The organism is Pullulanibacillus camelliae, assembly GCF_014642655.1.
In the GTDB taxonomy this organism is placed as follows: Bacteria; Bacillota; Bacilli; order Bacillales; family Sporolactobacillaceae; genus Pullulanibacillus; species Pullulanibacillus camelliae.
In genome coordinates this window covers 599,399-616,341 of the sequence record NZ_BMIR01000001.1, presented here as the reverse complement: position 1 = coordinate 616,341, position 16,943 = coordinate 599,399, and the positions used below count along the sequence as shown (strand labels likewise).

The 16,943-nt window shown below is 40.5% G+C and carries 17 protein-coding genes and 2 riboswitches; of the genes, 14 read left to right on the top strand and 3 right to left on the bottom strand.

All coding sequences use genetic code 11. The features are described 5' to 3' along the window. Nucleotides 1-147 precede the first annotated feature (147 nt). A riboswitch (cyclic di-GMP riboswitch) is annotated at nucleotides 148-240 on the top strand. 545 nt (nucleotides 241-785) lie between these two features. The 13 genes from folE (at nucleotide 786) to IEW82_RS02595 (ending at nucleotide 12,433) form a co-directional block, all read left to right on the top strand. Continuing rightward, complete coding sequence (gene folE / locus IEW82_RS02655; protein WP_188688638.1) at nucleotides 786-1,355, top strand: GTP cyclohydrolase I FolE; 570 nt, start codon at nucleotides 786-788, stop codon at nucleotides 1,353-1,355. Nucleotides 1,356-1,368: 13 nt separating this feature from the next. Continuing rightward, nucleotides 1,369-2,187: a 6-carboxytetrahydropterin synthase gene (locus IEW82_RS02650; protein WP_188688634.1), complete on the top strand. Its 819-nt coding sequence runs from the start codon at nucleotides 1,369-1,371 to the stop codon at nucleotides 2,185-2,187. 6 nt (nucleotides 2,188-2,193) lie between these two features. Beyond that, entirely contained in the window at nucleotides 2,194-2,892 is a 699-nt protein-coding gene (locus tag IEW82_RS02645) for an SDR family oxidoreductase (protein ID WP_188688631.1), read from the top strand. Between the two features lie 13 nt (nucleotides 2,893-2,905). Next, entirely contained in the window at nucleotides 2,906-3,898 is a 993-nt protein-coding gene (locus IEW82_RS02640) for an ATP-binding protein (RefSeq protein ID WP_188688628.1), read from the top strand. Further along, on the top strand, nucleotides 3,885-4,967 hold the full coding sequence (locus tag IEW82_RS02635; protein WP_188688625.1) for an alpha/beta hydrolase family protein: 1,083 nt from the start codon (nucleotides 3,885-3,887) through the stop codon (nucleotides 4,965-4,967). The genes IEW82_RS02640 and IEW82_RS02635 overlap by 14 nt, the downstream gene beginning before the upstream one ends. Beyond that, the gene (locus IEW82_RS02630; protein ID WP_188688622.1) at nucleotides 4,957-5,208 is read left to right on the top strand and encodes an acyl carrier protein; all 252 of its coding nucleotides are present in this window, start codon (nucleotides 4,957-4,959) and stop codon (nucleotides 5,206-5,208) included. Before IEW82_RS02635 ends, IEW82_RS02630 begins: the two co-directional genes overlap by 11 nt. Further along, nucleotides 5,189-6,658, top strand: coding sequence for a class I adenylate-forming enzyme family protein (locus IEW82_RS02625; protein WP_188688619.1), 1,470 nt, complete (start codon nucleotides 5,189-5,191; stop codon nucleotides 6,656-6,658). Before IEW82_RS02630 ends, IEW82_RS02625 begins: the two co-directional genes overlap by 20 nt. A gap of 14 nt (nucleotides 6,659-6,672) precedes the next feature. Further along, a complete protein-coding gene (locus IEW82_RS02620) occupies nucleotides 6,673-8,247 on the top strand; it encodes a HAMP domain-containing protein (protein WP_188688614.1) in 1,575 nt (524 codons plus the stop codon). Nucleotides 8,248-8,262: 15 nt separating this feature from the next. Then, a complete protein-coding gene (locus tag IEW82_RS02615) occupies nucleotides 8,263-8,583 on the top strand; it encodes an STAS domain-containing protein (protein WP_188688612.1) in 321 nt (106 codons plus the stop codon). Then, complete coding sequence (locus tag IEW82_RS02610; RefSeq protein ID WP_188688608.1) at nucleotides 8,583-9,419, top strand: PP2C family protein-serine/threonine phosphatase; 837 nt, start codon at nucleotides 8,583-8,585, stop codon at nucleotides 9,417-9,419. Before IEW82_RS02615 ends, IEW82_RS02610 begins: the two co-directional genes overlap by 1 nt. 10 nt (nucleotides 9,420-9,429) lie before the next feature. Beyond that, nucleotides 9,430-11,496 carry a FapA family protein gene (locus tag IEW82_RS02605; RefSeq protein ID WP_188688605.1) on the top strand — a complete coding sequence of 689 codons (2,067 nt, stop codon included), beginning with the start codon at nucleotides 9,430-9,432 and terminating at the stop codon, nucleotides 11,494-11,496. A gap of 17 nt (nucleotides 11,497-11,513) precedes the next feature. After that, nucleotides 11,514-11,825, top strand: a complete 312-nt coding sequence (locus tag IEW82_RS02600; RefSeq protein WP_188688602.1) for an STAS domain-containing protein — start codon at nucleotides 11,514-11,516, stop codon at nucleotides 11,823-11,825. Between the two features lie 41 nt (nucleotides 11,826-11,866). Continuing rightward, nucleotides 11,867-11,950, top strand: a riboswitch (cyclic di-GMP riboswitch). Nucleotides 11,951-12,277: 327 nt separating this feature from the next. Further along, nucleotides 12,278-12,433, top strand: a complete 156-nt coding sequence (locus IEW82_RS02595; protein WP_188688599.1) for a sporulation histidine kinase inhibitor Sda — start codon at nucleotides 12,278-12,280, stop codon at nucleotides 12,431-12,433. A gap of 229 nt (nucleotides 12,434-12,662) precedes the next feature. On the opposite strand, the gene IEW82_RS02590 is transcribed toward IEW82_RS02595, so the two are convergent. Together IEW82_RS02590 and pepT are read right to left on the bottom strand one after the other, a co-directional pair. Then, nucleotides 12,663-13,784 (bottom strand): 5-methyltetrahydropteroyltriglutamate--homocysteine S-methyltransferase, encoded by a 1,122-nt coding sequence (locus IEW82_RS02590; protein ID WP_188688596.1) that lies wholly within the window; start codon nucleotides 13,782-13,784, stop codon nucleotides 12,663-12,665. Nucleotides 13,785-14,011: 227 nt separating this feature from the next. Next, the gene (pepT, locus tag IEW82_RS02585) at nucleotides 14,012-15,247 is read right to left on the bottom strand and encodes a peptidase T (protein WP_188688595.1); all 1,236 of its coding nucleotides are present in this window, start codon (nucleotides 15,245-15,247) and stop codon (nucleotides 14,012-14,014) included. 241 nt (nucleotides 15,248-15,488) lie between these two features. On the opposite strand from pepT, the gene IEW82_RS02580 reads away from it, so the two are divergent. Further along, complete coding sequence (locus IEW82_RS02580; protein WP_188688591.1) at nucleotides 15,489-16,325, top strand: HAD family hydrolase; 837 nt, start codon at nucleotides 15,489-15,491, stop codon at nucleotides 16,323-16,325. Here the strand turns inward: IEW82_RS02580 and IEW82_RS02575 are convergent. After that, on the bottom strand, nucleotides 16,322-16,837 hold the full coding sequence (locus IEW82_RS02575; protein ID WP_188688587.1) for a putative DNA-mimic protein: 516 nt from the start codon (nucleotides 16,835-16,837) through the stop codon (nucleotides 16,322-16,324). The two genes, IEW82_RS02580 and IEW82_RS02575, sit on opposite strands and share 4 nt — an antisense overlap. Nucleotides 16,838-16,943 lie beyond the last annotated feature (106 nt).

Sequence of the window (16,943 nt, the reverse complement as noted above, 5' to 3'; positions counted from 1 at the left end):
ACTATTTTGTGTATTTTGTATTAGGTATAAAGTCCTTGTTATGATGCTATTTACCAATTATTTCTACCTAAATTGGGACTTTTATCACATTTTTCCCTTTACTAAATACCCCCATAAGCTTAAAATGAAAGAGAGTTAAGTTCATACCTTCGATAATGGCAAACTTGTTGAAAGGCAAGGACGCAAAGCCACGGGTCTAAGGTTCTTTGTCGAAAGAACGATGATCGCCGGGTTACCGAAAGGCTGGATACAATAGGTAAGGAACATGGAGGCATTCCATTTCCATTCCATACAAATTGTCCACCATTCTTTTGGGTGGACTTTTTTTATACTATCTCAAAATTTCTACCATCGCTGCCGCTTTCAAAGGAGGATAGTATAAGAGCAACTTTGACTTTCGCCATGGTGGGCGATAAGCCAAGTTTTCTAATACTATCTCAAAATTTCTACCATCGCTGCCGCTTTCAAAGGAAGATAGTATAAGAGCGACTTTGACTTTTGCCACCTGGGGCTTGGCGACATCCTTAATGGGTGATTTGAAAAGTCACATCAGGAGTACCAGCGAAGAAGCGGTGGTAAACCAGGGTTTCTAATACTTTAGGAAAGTATAAAATGTCGCTCAAGCGATAAGTGTAGGCCAGGTTTCTTATTATTTTAAACTAGCCATCTAAAAGATAGTGTGGTGAACTGTCTAGGTTACATTCAATCTGCATTAATCACATATTTTTAATGAACTTTACTTTTTGACATAGACGCTTTTAATAGCAAAAATGGAGGTAATTATAATGACCATTGAATTAAAGCAAGGACAGCTAGAAGCACATATACAAGCCATTTTATCTTTGATTGGTGAGGACCCTGAACGCGAGGGACTTAAAGATACACCTAAGCGAGTGGCAAAAATGTATAAAGAGGTATTCGAAGGTGTAGGGGTCAACCCAGAAACCGCTTTGACAACAACATTTGAGGAAGCGTATAACGGTCTGGTTGTCGTTAAGGACATTCAGTATTACACATTTTGTGAGCACCATCTCATTCCTTTCTTTGGGAAAGCCCATATTGGCTACATTCCAAATGGACGTGTTGTTGGCTTGAGCAAGTTTGCTCGATTAGTGGAGCTTGCCTCCAAGCGCCCGCAGGTGCAAGAGCGAATGACTCAGCAGATTGCCGATGCGATTGAGAACGTCCTCCATCCTGAAGGGGTTATTGTGAGTTTGGAAGGTGAGCATCTATGCATGTGCGCAAGAGGGGTTAAAAAGCCTGGGAGTAAAACAGTAACAACCGTTAAAAAGGGGACATTCCTTGAAAAAGACGCTTTAATGACTGAATTCTTGCAAGCTATCGAGAGAGATTAATAGGAGGGCTATCATGTTATATCTTTCAAGAAAAATGACATTTTCTGCAGCGCATTCCTATCGAATCGACAGTTGGACAGAGGAAGAAAACAGAAGAGTCTTTGGGCCCTGCAGTAACATTAATGGTCATGGACATGATTATACCCTTAAAACCATGGTAAAGGGACCGATCCAAGTGGATTCAGGTATTGTCATTAATATTACAGAGGTCGACCAGACAGTGAAGGCTGTAGTTCATGAAGAACTTGATGGCAAGTTTCTGAATAAGGAGAACCCTTATTTTGAGGAGCATATTCCGACAACTGAGCACATTATCAGCTTTTTATGGGACGCGCTAGAAAGCAAGATGAAAGGCTATCAGCTTCATCGTCTAACCTTGCACGAAAATGATTTTTTATACTCAGAAAAAGGAGAGGGCTCCATGGTTTATTTAACACGGAAATATCATTTCAGCTCGGCACATCGACTACATAGTGAATATTTAAGTGAAGAAGAGAATGTGTCGTTGTTTGGCAAATGCAACAATGTCTATGGTCACGGACATAATTACTATTTAGAAGTGACTGTCGCCGGTCAACCGGACCCCGTCACTGGTATGATTATCGATTTAGCTGAACTTGATCAAGCAGTTGAAGCAACCGTTCTTAAAAAATTTGATCACAAACATTTGAATCTAGATACGGAAGAATTTAAAGGGGTTAATCCTACGTCAGAGAATGTGACCGTTGTGACTTGGAACCTGTTAAAGCCTGTGATTCCGCGGCTTTATAAAATTGGATTGTATGAGACGGAAAAAAATTATTTTGAGTACTACGGCTCGGAAAAGGAGTAGTTTACAGTGCATACGCGATCACTTAAAGGACAAACAATTGTCATCACCGGTTCAAGCAAAGGCATTGGTAAAGCTGCTGCAGATGCACTAGCTGCTTTAGGTGCAAACCTTGTTTTAGGAAGTCGTTCTACCCACGAAAAGCGCTCTGACCAAAGATTGGAGCTCCCTCTGGATGTCACAAGTGAGGAGTCGGTGAAGCAATTCTATGATAAAGCGATGGATGTCTTTGGTACGGTTGATGTCCTGATTAATAGTGCCGGTTTAGGTGTTTTTGAAAGTATCTTAGATTCTGCCACCGCTGATTTTGACGATATGATTGCTGTTAATTTACGCGGGACATATCTCATGTGTAAATATTTTGGTAAACATATGGCTTTGCAAGAGCAGGGGAAAATTATCAATCTTGTATCCATTGCTGGAACAACGGCACTTCCGGGCTGTGGGGGCTATTCCGCTTCAAAATTTGGCAGCCTAGGACTCACGAAAGTATTACAAGCAGAGCTTAGACAAAAGGGTGTTCAAGTGATCGCTGTTATGCCAGGGGCTGTGGCAAGTTCTTTTTGGGATGCGATTGAGCCCAAACCTGACTTCGGTAATATGATCCCTATAGAAACAATAGCTGAGCATATTGTTCATCTTATTAATCAGCCCCCAGGAGCATTTGTTGATGAGATTACATTAATGCCACCACTTGGAATCTTATAAGGAGGTAGTGTCTGTGTTAGGACGGTTTTTAAGTAAAACAAAGGAAAACCAAAAAATGAATGTGAAATCACGCATCCTGTCTCTACCTCAAAGTGTTCCATTAAATGAACTCATTTTTATGACAAAAAGGGGCTTTGTTGCACGAAAGGTTGCCAGCTATTTAGGGATGAAGGTCATCGCTGGGGAAATCTTTTTTCAATCTTTTTCCCTTGGTTCTATAAAAGAGGACGAAGGAGAAACTAAGGGCTTCGCTGGAAATATGAGCATCGAAGAAGAGGAGCCACATGTCGCGCAAGATATTCTCTATTTAAGTGACTATCTGCTAAAATCAATCAACACCCAAGACGATGTGTATGGACAAATTGATGCGTTATCTGTGAGTAATCAAATAAAAAACGCGCTATTAAAAGTGTACGGCCTATATAAAGAGGATCTTGCGGCAAGCACGGCTCATCCAAAGGAAGAAACCTTTGGGAATCAAGAAAAGTGGAAGGTTTATCGTGATGTGATTTTTGCTGCGACTCAGGAAAAGTTTTTATTAGTCAATCAGCATGAATTGCATGCTTTCCAAAACGGACAAGTATTATTTCAATCGATGATTGAACAAATACCAGATATCGCTAATGTTCGGAATACGGTACGCGGTATTTTGGAATCTATGGGCTACACCAAGTCAGATTTAATGAGCCTGTTACTTGTTTTATCAGAGGCTGTAACGAATACACTCAAGCATGCAGAAGGCGGCAAAACTCAGCTCGTTTATGATTCAAATAATGATGAGCTTAAGATTGTTGTCGAGGATTCGGGTGCGGGCTTTCCATTAGAACAATTGCCTAAAGCGACTTTAATGGCTGGCTATTCTACCAAAAAGTCTCTGGGCCAAGGCTTTAATTTAATGCTAAAAATGTCTAAACAGCTCTGCCTGCATACGACTAATCAAGGCTCAACGATTGTCCTGGTGTTCGATGGCTTTAATAAAGGGGGCGTATTAAATGAAACAGGTTGATCATTATCCGGTCACGTTAGAACAAACGATTCATAAAACGTTACTTACAGCGCGACTCATGGATGGCTTTTGGGACCGTTGGAAAGCTCATGGTGTGTTAGAGACTGAGCTCAGCAAGATTCGCCCCCTCTTTACGAGCAAGGACAATTGGATAGAAGCGTGGCGTGAACTAGGAGAGCAAAAGCTTTTTGAAGCACGACATTTTATTCGTGAGCAGGCACCTGATCAGGCAGAAATAGCCTTTCGCACAGCAGGTCTGTATTTCCAATTTAATCAATGGCTTCTGCCAGAAATGTGCCAAGAAAAAACGGAATGGTTGAATACGAGCCTGCAGGCTTTTCAGCAAGCTGATGCGCTATCAGAGGTTGAAGCAGAGTATGTTAGGATTCCCTTTAATGAACAGCATCAATTGTTTGGACGCATACGTCTGCCTAAGAATCCTAAAGGTGTGCTCCTTTTTATTAATCCCTTCGACTCAATTAAAGAAGAACTCTTTACTTATGAAATGGATTTTGTCACTCAAGGCTATATAACAGTGAGCTTTGATGGACCAGGGCAAGGTCAAACCTACTCTTATCAAGGTCTGAGGGCGACAACAGAAAATTGGCAAACCTTTGTTGATACGATCATTGCCTATGCAAGTCAATCATTTGGTCATTTACCGCTCTATTTATTTGGGACAAGCTCAGGAGCTTCATGGGCATTATATGGCAGTTGCTCATCCCTTATAACAAAGGCGGTTGCAGTTTCACCAGCCTTTCCTACAAATGATATATCTGGATTACCAGATTACTTTATTGAACGCAATCAATATTTAATGGAAAAAGAGGCTGGGATATTACCTCCATTATCAGAGTTAATCTACCAGAATCCAATTCTTTTAGCACATGGGAGAAAGGATGTCATGGTTGCAGATGAAAAGGTTTATAGCCTTTTAAATCAGTTACCTATAGGACATCTCTACCTAGAATATGAAGATGAAGGACATTGTTGTAACTATAAATTACCGGAAATAAGGAAAAGAGCAATGGCTTGGTTTCAGGAAGAAGGTATGGATAATGACATTTGAAGTTTTTCGGCAGCTGATAGCAGATATCACTCAGCTCCCCGTCGAGATGATCACAGAAGAAGCGTCTTTCCGCGAGGATCTCGCCATCGACTCTCTACAAATGGTGAATTTGATCATTGAAGTGTCAACCCGATTACAAGTTAGTTTTGAAAATGTTCAAAGTATGGATCAGTTTTCCACAGTAAAGACAATGTATGAAACCTTTGCAGGGAGTGTCGTAAATGAGTCAAGTACTAGCTGATTGGATATTTACAGAAGATGCTAATATGGAAAAGAATGTTTTGAGTACTTTTAATGGTGATTATAGCTTATCGAATCTCCAAGCTGGTATGCAGACTTTTATGTCCATGTTGGAAAAAGAGGGGGATTTAAATGGAAAAAAGATTGCCATATTAATTCCCCATATTCCAAGATTTCTAGAACTTGTTTTAGCTATAAATAAACTAGGAGGAATTGTCATACCTCTGAGCCCCCAGCTTAGAGAAGGTGATCTGACAGCATTATTAAACCTACTTGAGCCTCATATTATTTTTTCGATAAAGACATCTCGAGATTATTCCTTTTTTAATATTATTTCGGATTGGGTAATAAAAACAAATAAGCATGTTATTATTTATTCATCTGAAAATGGGGATAAATGGAACGATCGTGAAGAATATCAGGGTAATGAAATCCCTAGTGATGATACTTCTTTAGATATTATTGCATGTTCTTCAGGAAGTACTGGCGTTCCTAAGGGGATAATGTTTGATACAGGTTATATAGTTGACATGCACCATACTCTGGGGATAGCTCTAAAACTTTCTAAAGAGGATCGAATTTTTCAAAATATTAACCCCACAGTCATTTTGGGATTGGCTTGGCTATTTGTTGGCTTGAAAGAACAGTGTTTAATTGTGACACCAGAAACCTTTGATGTGCCTCGCGTTGTTCAAATGTTAAAAGAAAAAAAGCCAACAAAAATTTCGACAACCCCAACCTTGTTGAGAACAATATATCTTTTTGTAAATAAAATGAATGCCATGGAAGCATTTGATAATCTTCAACTTTGCAATCTAAGTGGTGAAATGATAACTAAGGATTTGCTTGCTTCAGTATCCGAACTGAAAGATTGTCAATTTGAAAGTGGATATGGGACTTCTGAAACGGGAGGATTAATGTACACCCCTGTTGACATTCGTGAGAGAATCATTTGGAAAGTATTTGATAATATTGACTATAAAATAATTGATGGTGAGCTGCTTTTTAAGGTTAAAAATCGTTTTAAAGGCTATTACAAAAGGGAGGATTTAACAAAAGAGATTTTGACTGTTGATGGTTGGTATAAAAGTGGAGATTTAGCGACAGTCAATTCAGAAGGAGAAATTCAACTTCTTGGCAGGAAAAAAGATTTGATTAAAAAAGGTGGACAAGCCGTTATTCCTGGAGAGATTGAATTTTTATTAAATGAACATCCACTTGTTAAACAAACAGCAGTAATAGGTGTTCCTGAATTGACGTTAGGAGAAAAAATCGTTGCTTTTATTGTTAAAAAAGAAGAGATTTCTCCACAAGAATTAAAGTTTTACTGTTCTGAAAAAATTGCTGCATATAAAGTTCCGGATGAATTTATTTTTATAGATGATATCCCTATGGTAAGTGGCAAAACTGATAGATTTTCATTAAGAAATTTGATGGGTTCGAAAAGCTAGGAAGGTGGCTGCCTATGAAGCATTCAAAATCACTTAGAAGACAATTTTTAATACGAATATTGATTGCACTATTAATTATTGTAATCTTATCCGGAACCGTGCAACTTTTTTATATTAAAAGGCAAATAGCTAATAATGTTGAGAGTCAGGCGAGTATTGTTGCTTCCAATGTTATAGACGGAATCTCTCAAACTGAAAAAGCCTCTCAGTCCATTGAACATCAAATTGATTTAAAGATGGTAGGTTATGCTAAATATATTGGTCAAGCTTTAAGAGGAAAATCAGTTAACGAAATTACTAATGCAGAACTAAAAAAGCTTAGCGAACAATTAAATGTACAAGGGATTACTGTATTTGCAAGAAAGGGTAACGATATTGTTGGTTTAAAGGCTACAGACCCTCAAGAGATTGGCTTCTCATTCAGAAAGATTAGTGATGAAGCGTATAATTCTATGGAAGGGATGTTACATGGGAAGGCTCCGGGAAAGTCAGTCGTTGCAACCTATAAAACGAAAAATATAGGTGTTTCTCCTATCTCTCAATCGGGTTCTCATGAAAAGCCTGTGTTTAATAAATATGCTTATTATCATGAACCGGGCACAAATTATATCATTAATCCCTACATCGAAGCGAACCAGGTATACAAATTTACTCAAGATGTAGGCCCAGATCAACAAATAAAAAGAACTCTAAAGTCCAATAGTAATATAAAAGAAATTGCTGTATTAAATCCAAAGGTATTTAAAAACCCGAGCTTGGCAAAAGCTTTATATTCACCGCAGAAAAAGGTGGAGTATGGTACGTTTAACCTTAAGACCCATAAAAATGTGCAATGGCTAAAGAAGCAGGCAAATAAACCTAAACGTTTCAGCACAGTAAATACAGTAAAAGGGACAAAGCTCTATCAGACTTTCGTGCCGACCAAGGATGGGAAACTCGTCTATATCGCCTATGATTATAAAGCGATGAGTGCTCCTTTGTATCGGCATTCGATTATTCTAATTATCACAGGGCTTCTTTCCTTGGTTGTGCTATTCTTACTCACTGCCAGATTCTTCAACCATATTTACGATGGGATTCAGCGCATTAAACATCAAATCAATCAGTTGGCCTCTGGAAATCTGACAGTTAAGAGTGAAGTGAAATATGGGCATGAGCTACAAATGCTATCAGATAGTACAAACCAAATGGTCGATCAATTAAACCAGCTGGTAAAAAGCACCCATTTCTCAGCGACAAAGACGCAGCGGTTAGCGACATTATTGGAAGCTGAGGCATCTAACTCTGTGGAAAAGGTTTATCAATTTTCTGCAGAAGCGACAATGAAGGCGCGTGAAGAGCTCTTTGAAGTGACAAAGTTTCTTGATGAAAGCGAGAGGAACTTACAGCGGTATGTTGATGATGAAAGAATTAAACCGCTCCTCAAGCAGATTCAATTGATCCGAGAAATCGCTGATAATCGAACAACAGCTACGACGGAAATGACGCTTAATTTATCTGATTTGTTAACCTCTTTACATGAACAGGCGAGCGAACTATCAGAGCTCTCAGCTAAGCTGATTGAAAGCATGGAGGAATTTACTTTATAGAGGGAGGAGCTAGAAATGAGTTTGATGATAAATAAAAAAGTGGATGACCAAACAATGACTCTTTATCTTAAGGGGATTGTAGATATCACGACAACAGCACAGTTAAATCCCTATTTAGAGGAGATAACGGATCAGCTAAAGGCTCTTATTTTTGATTTCACAGAAGTGGAGTTTATGGATTCAACAGGCATCGGTTCGATCCTTAACGCGATTTACTTAGCTCAAGAAATGGAATTTAAAGTTATCTTTAAAGGAGTGAATGAGCTGGTAGACCAAGTGTTTGATACGGTAGGCATTTATCAAATATTAGAAACTGTTCAGAGGGAGGAAATCTAATGTATCATGGTAAGTTCACCGCTCCCCATCCTGACGGTTCAAGTCACGCATTGGATCCTTTTCTACAGAGGGAGATTAAGCTTGCAAAAAACATTCAATCCACTTTGCTAAATGGAGAAGTTCCTACTTTTAATGGAGGAGAGGTATCGGGCTCGTCGTTACCTGCGCGCCTCATTGGTGGAGATTATTATGATTTTTATCCACTAGTTAATGGTAAGATGCGCATTGTCATAGGCGATGTGATGGGAAAGGGTATCCCGGCAGCGATGTTAATGATCTTAACAAGGGGCGCCTTTAGAAGTGCCTCTGAAAGTACAAAAGGACCAGGGGATACCTTGCGAGCAATGAATCAAGCTTTATTTAAGGATTTAAGAGCTTTAGGCTCCTTTGTCACCTTATTTTGTGCGGATTGGGACCCAAAGCATTACATGTTGACTTATGCTAATGCAGGCCATAACATGCCCTTGCATATCAGTGGTTCAACAGGAAACATCCAAACCTTATCAAAGGTAAAAGGGGCATTGGTAGGTGGTATACCTAATCTAGTCTATACCGAGGAGCAAATGCATTTAGATAAAGGGGATATGGTATTCTTTTATACAGATGGCATTGTTGAAGCGCAAAATACAGAACAAGAGCAATTTAAGCTTGAACGATTAATTCAGATTTTACAAGAAAACAAAGACAAAAGCGCTGAAGAGCTTCAAGAGAGTGTCTTATCATCCATCCATACTTTTACTGAAGGATTACCACAGAAGGACGATATTACGATGGTGACCCTTAAGATCACCAGCGATAATTCAGATATTACAAGTCTTAATTCTCCAGTAATTTAGGAGGTTTCCTATGAAATCCATTGTTTCAAAAGGACGAAACGTAAAAGAAGCCATTCAGCTTGGATTGGATTTGTTGAAGGCCACTGTGGATGATGTTCATGTTGAAATTATTGATCAAGGAAGTAAAGGTTTCTTAGGGATCGGTGGAAAGCCGGCTACCGTTCGTTTGACAAAAGAACAAGAGCACGCCCAAAAGGATGCCTTTGACCAGATCGAAAAGGCCTTATTAGAGCAAACGGTTGATGAGAACACAGAGAAGGTCGCAGCATTTATTAAGGACCAAACAGCAGAAGTGGTCACATCTCAATGGACAGAAGGTAGCCAGCTTGAAGGGAAAGCCTGGGTGAAAAATGGCAAGCTCTATGGCAGACCTTCTGCTACCCAATTTCCCATCATCACGATCGGGAAGGGTGTTCAAGTTTACAAAAATGATATACTGATTGATAAGGAGACACTCCTTATCACAGGCAGTCATGAATACACCATACGAACAATTAATGAAGAACAGTCAACGCGTTGGAGCATTGAAGTCGATGACCAGCGCTTGCGTGTTTTACTAGCAATCACCCCAGGCTATCGCATCGAGAGGTCGATTCACGATATCGAGCCCAGTGAACATATTGAACTGGTGGCTGCAGAGCATCGAGTGGTCGATAACACATTGACGTATGCGGATGTCATGGATCGTCTTGATAACTTGCGTATCAAACAAGGGTTTCACCAGGATGCTATTCTTCAAGCGCTTGATACCTTAGAAGAGCATACTTTTGAAATTGCAACAGGGCAAAAACCTAAGCCTGGAAAGGATGGCTGGTTTGAGGTTTTAGTCGATGTGGATATTAAGTATAATTATGATGGGAATGAGAAGGGCCGCATCGATTTTAAAGAACTGAAGACAATTCCCAGTGTGGATAGAGGCCAGATCATTGGATTGGTTCATCCTCCTGTCCCGGGGCAGCCTGGAACGACTGTAACGAATGAACCTTTACCAGCCAAGCAGACCTATCCTATTGTATTAAATCTAGGTGATGGTGTTGAGGGTGTAGATAACAAGGTTGTTGCGATAAAAAGCGGACGACCGCACGTCGAAAAACGTGGGCAGTTAGTCAGGGTTTCTTTGCTACCAAAGCTCCTGCATAGGGGTAATGTTGATTTGTCGACCGGGAATATTCATTTTTCTGGGGATGTAGAAGTGCTTGGTGAGATTCAAAATGGTATGAAGGTCGAAGCAGATGGAGACATCCTGGCGCACTCCACCATTTTTTCTGCACATCTTGTCACCTCTGGTGCGATCATAGCAAAAAAGAATGTGGTGGGTTCTGAATTATCGGCAGGTAAAAATAATATGCTGATAGTTGAATTAGGTCATCAGCTTCATTTGATTCATCAACAACTGGATAAAATGCTTGTTGTGATTAAGCAGCTCATGGCATCAAATGCTTTTAAATCATCTGACTTACAAGCCAACGGCCTGCAGCCATTGATCCGTTTGCTAATGGAAAGAAAGTTTAAAAGTTTTTCTGGGTTGATCAAAAAGTACAGTGATGTGATACACGGGGCAGATAAATTTTTGGAAAGTGATGAGTGGAAAGAGGTCGCTGTGACGTTAAATCGCTTTTTCTTATCACTTGCCCCCAATCGAATTTCACTTGCTACTCTAGATGAGCTTTTATTGAAAATCAACCAGTTATACGAATGGAGCATTACACCTGTTGAGCCTAATGCGCATATTACCGTGCTTAGCGTACAAAATAGTCGTCTATATTCCAGTGGAGACATTTATGTGATTGGCTCAGGGTCTGTTAATACAAAGATTCATGCAGGTGGCCTGCTTAAAATTAATGGAATAGCTCGTGGCGGAGACCTTTATGGGAAATCCGGTGTGGAAATCCATGAGGTCGGAGCAGAGAATAGCCATGCGACAACATTCATCTCGGTTCCAGCAGATCAACGCATTAGGATAGATAAGGTGATGGAGGGCACAGTCATCAAGATTGGGCATGTAAAATATCGATTTGACACCCCGCGCCATGCGGTTCACGCCTATTTAAAAGATGATGACATTGCCTTCGTCTAGAAAGGAGAGAAGAATAGATGCTAAGCTATACGACCTTAGAAGAGGACAAGCTTCTGCGAGTGGATTTCAAAGGGGATTTAGATATTGAGGCGACGGAATTATTTCAACAGGAGCTTCTGAAAAAAATGGAAGAGTTTCAGAGCGTTAATCTGAATCTAAAAGAGGTGCCTTTCGTGGACTCCTCGGGGATGGGACTGCTAATTGAGCTGGTTAGGACGCTAAATGAGCAAGAAATCAGTGTGAAAATCTCAAATGTCACTGAAGAAGTCTTTGAAGTTTTTGAGCTGTTGCAACTGCCGGAAATTTTAGGCAAGGACGTATTTGTATAGCTATACAATTTGATAGACTGTTATGATATAATTGTTTTAGAATTCCGAAAAGGCAAACTTATTGAAAAGTAAGGACGCAAAGCCACGGGCCTAAGGTTTATAGCTAGGGTAGCCGGGTTGCCGAAGAAGGAAGAAGCTGGGGGATGGCTCTCCGTTATTCGGATGGTCATCCTTTTTTGTTCTACTTAATATAGGTCATATGCCCCGCGACTTTCGGAATGATCCATTTAGAAAGGGGTAATGTCAATGTGGAGAGGATAATTCAGCGCTGGTAAATTGGCATGTATTTTAGAAACAGTGTGAAAAGGTAGGCCTATAATTGTCTGGATACAGAGCCCATGAGTCCTGGATAATTGTGAATTCGATGTAACAGCTATATCTATCAATTTTCGATCCCTTAGATCGTCTTGGTACTTCATGGTTTACAAAAAATTAAAAAGGGAGAATTGCATATGTATAAACTTTCGGATGAACAATTAATTGAAGCGTATTTTAAAGCTCATGAATTAAATCTTAGTGAGGATTTTATTGCGCTACTCTATGATGAATTAGAAAGAAGAGGGCTGAGCATTCCTGATCTTAAAAATGCTCATGGGAATAAAGGATAAAGTCTCATATAATGATGCTGATGATCCTTTAGAAGGCTCTATTCATCTCTTCAGGTGGGCAAAGTTGTTCAGATAAGAGAGAGAATATACGAATAACAAAGCATTCGTAGACTTACTACTTTCATGAAGCAAGACCTATAAGACGGCATTTTGTAAGGAACCCGTTCCATTTGAGCGGGTTCCTTTTAGAAAGGGTATCCAAACATCAAGGCCTGCTTCAGCGGCTTCCTTAGGCCCAAACTTCATCGGCAATGGTGAGAACGTGACGCAACTTGTCCCATTGCTGTTCCTCGGTTAATAGGTTACCCTCTTCTGTTGAAGCAAAACCACATTGCGGACTCAGGCATAACTGATCCAATGGAACATAGCGACTGGCTTCGTCAATCCGATGTTTAATCGTTTCAGCAGCTTCTAACTCACCAAATTTAGAGGTGACTAATCCAAGCACGACCTGAAGATTTGGACGCTTGAGATAACGAAGGGGCTCAAACCCGCCTGAACGCTCACTATCAAACTCTAAGAATAATCCATCAACGTTCAGCTCTGTGAAAAGTGTCTCCGCGACAGGTTCATAACCGCCTGAAAACATAAAAGTTGAGCGGAAGTTCCCGCGGCAGATGTGCATTGTAATCGCCATATCATCAGGCTTGTTTGCAACGGCAGCATTAATGAGCCGAGCAAAATTGGCGCGCACTTGATCGGGATCAAGGCCCTTTGCACGCAATTCTTCTTTCTGCTCTTCAGAGCAAAGGTGTGCCCATGCGGTATCGTCCAGCTGGAGATAACGGCAGCCAGCATCGTAAAAGGCTTGTATGGCTTTTTGATAAGCCGTGGAGAGATCATGAAAGAAGGCTTCTTGATCATCATAGGGTGATTCATCAAACTGTGCTCTAAAATAAAGCATATTAGGACTGGGTATCGTCATTTTTGCTGTATACTCGCCAGCGATCCCGTGCAAAAACCTATAATCTTCTAGCATTGGATGAGTGCTGAAACCAATCTTTCCCGTCACCTTAATGCCACGAGCCTTTGTTGTCATCTGATGAAAATGGAGACCTTCTTCTGCCTCGAAGGGCTCGACACCATCGAGGTTTTCAAGGAAATCAAAGTGCCACCAGGCACGGCGGAATTCGCCATCGGTAATGGATTTTAGGCCAATGGCTTTTTGCTTTTCAACCACACGCTTAATTTGTTCATCTTCAATAGCGCGTAATTGCTGAGCAGTGATTTCCCCCTTCGCTTTCTCTAGACGGGCTTGCTTAAGTACTTCTGGTCGAAGTAAACTCCCAACATGGTCCCCACGAAAGGGAGGTGTTTGCCTTAAATAGGTTTGTTTAGCATTTGATAGCATCCCAAGCTTCCTTTCTTGTCTTTCCCTTATTAAATAATTAAAATAGTAACAAATTTTCTGACGCTAGTAAATGACTTGAGCACTAAAAAAGTTAAAAGTTTTTAAATAGAATTCATAGAAGAGAAAACGTTAGCTCTGTTTTTCCGGTTTGCTCACACCTGCGTGAAAACCCTGTATGTTAGCTCCCTTGGGCTAACATACAGGGTTTAGAAGGATGATTAAAAAAATTAATGGGCTTGTTCCTCAAAGCGCTTGGCTATTTCAATGATCACATGGGTGGCTTTAATCATATTATCAACGGAGATATATTCATATTTCCCATGAAAGTTCTCTCCGCCTGTGAAGATGTTAGGGGTGGGCAGTCCCATATAGGATAATTGTGAGCCATCAGTTCCCCCGCGAATAGGTGAAACGATGGGTTCGATATCAAGGTTTTGCATGGCCTGATAGGCAATATCGACGATCTCCTTAACGGGTTCAATCTTCTCTCTCATATTGTAATATTGATCCTTCATATCCAAAGCAATGGTTTGCTCACCATAGGTAGCTTGAAGTCTTTCAACAATTTGGGTGAGCGTACGCTTTCTTGCTTCAAACTTTCCACGGTCAAAATCTCTGATGATATAGTAAAGCTGAGTTTTTTCAACATCACCGTTAAAGGAGATGAGATGATAGAATCCATCATACCCCTCTGTATGCTCCGGCGCTTCTAATGCAGGGAGCTGATTGTGGAGCTCAATGCCTATTTTTGCCGAATTCACCATTTTATTTTTAGCAGTGCCGGGATGGACGTTCTTACCCTTAATGGTGATTTTAGCTGCTGCGGCATTAAAGCTTTCATATTCAAGCTCTCCTAGTGGGCCTCCGTCAACCGTATAGGCAACGGCAGCATTAAAGGCGCCAACATCAAATCGATGGGGTCCTCTTCCAATTTCCTCATCGGGTGTAAAGGCAACACGTATTTTACCATGCTTGATTTCTGGATGCTGAATAAGATAGGCCATGGCAGTCATAATTTCAGCAATTCCTGCTTTATTATCTGCACCAAGCAAGGTGGTCCCATCAGTGGTAATGAGCGTATGGCCTTTATAATCGCTGAGTTCAGGAAACTCTTTTGGTGAAAGGACGACATTAAGCGCTTCGTTTAAAATAATGTCCTCGCCGTTATAATTTTCAACAAGCTGAGGACGAACGCCATCACCAGTAAAATCCGTAGCCGTATCCATATGAGCGAGAAACCCTATAGTCGCGACATCTTTAGTTGTGTTGGAAGGAAGTGTCGCCATCACATAGCCATTGTCATCGACGGTGACGTCTTCCATACCAATCGCTTTTAATTCATCTACAAGTAGATGTGCTAATGTCCATTGGCCAGGTGTGGATGGACAGGTGTCACTGTCCTCATTGGATTGGGTGTTGATTTTAACGTAACGTGTGAAGCGTTCAATAATGTCTTGTTTCATCTGTATTCATCTCCAATATGTAAGGAATGATTCAAAAGCATCATTTTTTAATACGAATGGATCTATTTCTATATTACCATGATTGCAAAAATGGAGCATTTGTTTTCGGTTCACAGTAGAGGCTAAGCTCATGTGGAGATGTCCGACTTGCTTTAATAGGTGAATGCATGTGCGTCATCTCTCAATCAACAAACAAATATGGTAATCTATATGTGAAGACCTACAAAAGGAGGCAGCAAGATTGACAAAACAAGGCAGTAACACCAGTGTGGTCGTTTTTGACTTAGATGGCACGCTCTATGCAGATACACATCATTTCGATTATTATGCAGAAAGATTAAAAGAGAAGTTGCCAGAGGAGAAGCAGTCTAGCTTTCAGACAGATTATAAGCTGGCACGTGATAATAAACACACCTTGAAGGTGGGATGCGTGTATGACGAGAGCTATGACCTTATTCTATGGCAGCTCGATAACACGGTGAAAGAAGCTTATGAATGGAATGGTACAAAGCTCTCAGAAGAAAGACTGAAGTCACTATACTCCCATCCCATTACAATTGATCAAGTACGCTTTTTCAATATTGGTGATTTATGGTGGGTGCCGCGTGCAATAGCCATTCATTATGGACTGACTCATCCAGAAGCCCATCAGGCCTTCTTGGAGACGCGGAAGTATATGATGGGACCAGCATTTAGAATGCAGCGGATTCCAGGGCTAAAGGAGCTACTTGAAGAGATTCAATATAAGAAAAAATTAGTGCTATTAACCAATAGCCCTGAACCAGATAGTGAAGCGATTTTAGAAAAGCTAGGTCTAAAGGACGTCTTTGCTAAGAAAATTTTTTCAGGGAAAAAGCCTGTTCAAACCCCCGCGCATTTTGAAGCACTTAAGAGGGCCTATGGTGTCGACTACCAGCAAATATTAAGCGTTGGAGATAACTGGATTAATGAAATCCGGCCAGCTCGATTATTAGGCTGTAAAACGGTATTTATTGATAACTATGGGCTTGGTGATGCTACTTCAGCGGACTGTGTCGTTAGCGATCTGACCGCGGCTTTTTCTTTTATTAAATCCTAAGAGGCTGCCTCGGTTTCTAGTACAATGGGGCTCATGCGATCAATAGCGGTTTGGACAGCAGTCTTAAGGTTTTCCCAATACGCCTTGACTTCTTCTTCTCCACTGCTTTTCATCGCAATCTCTAGCCACTTCAATTCATTCTGGAGACGAGGTGCGGAACCCACCCAGTATTTTTGACTAGCCACTTTAACGGTAAAGGGTGTTTCAAAATGAAAGGGAAGGTAAACACCCACTTTATTGGGGTGGCAAATAACCTGCTGATAAATGGTATTTTTTGTGATTTTGGCGAAAAAGAGTAAGGCTCCATCGTTTTTAGCGGCCAGTTTTTGCAAATCAATAAGCTGCTGCTCTTCACCAAGCTCAATGGTCTCATAATCGGTTGTCCAATTTAATTCTTCGCGATAAGGAACCAGAAATCCCATCCGTTGCATGTGAATTTCTAATGTACGGTAAAGGGGGTTATCTGGTTTATTTTCTTCAGTAAGTGGTTTGATATGGGCTTGTATCTTCATTTTTAATCACCTTTAGTTCATTGTTATTAAGAACTATTCGCAAGAGCTTAAGGGCAAAGAGGGGTCGTTTTCTGTCGAAGGCAAACATTTTTTAACGAACGTTGTA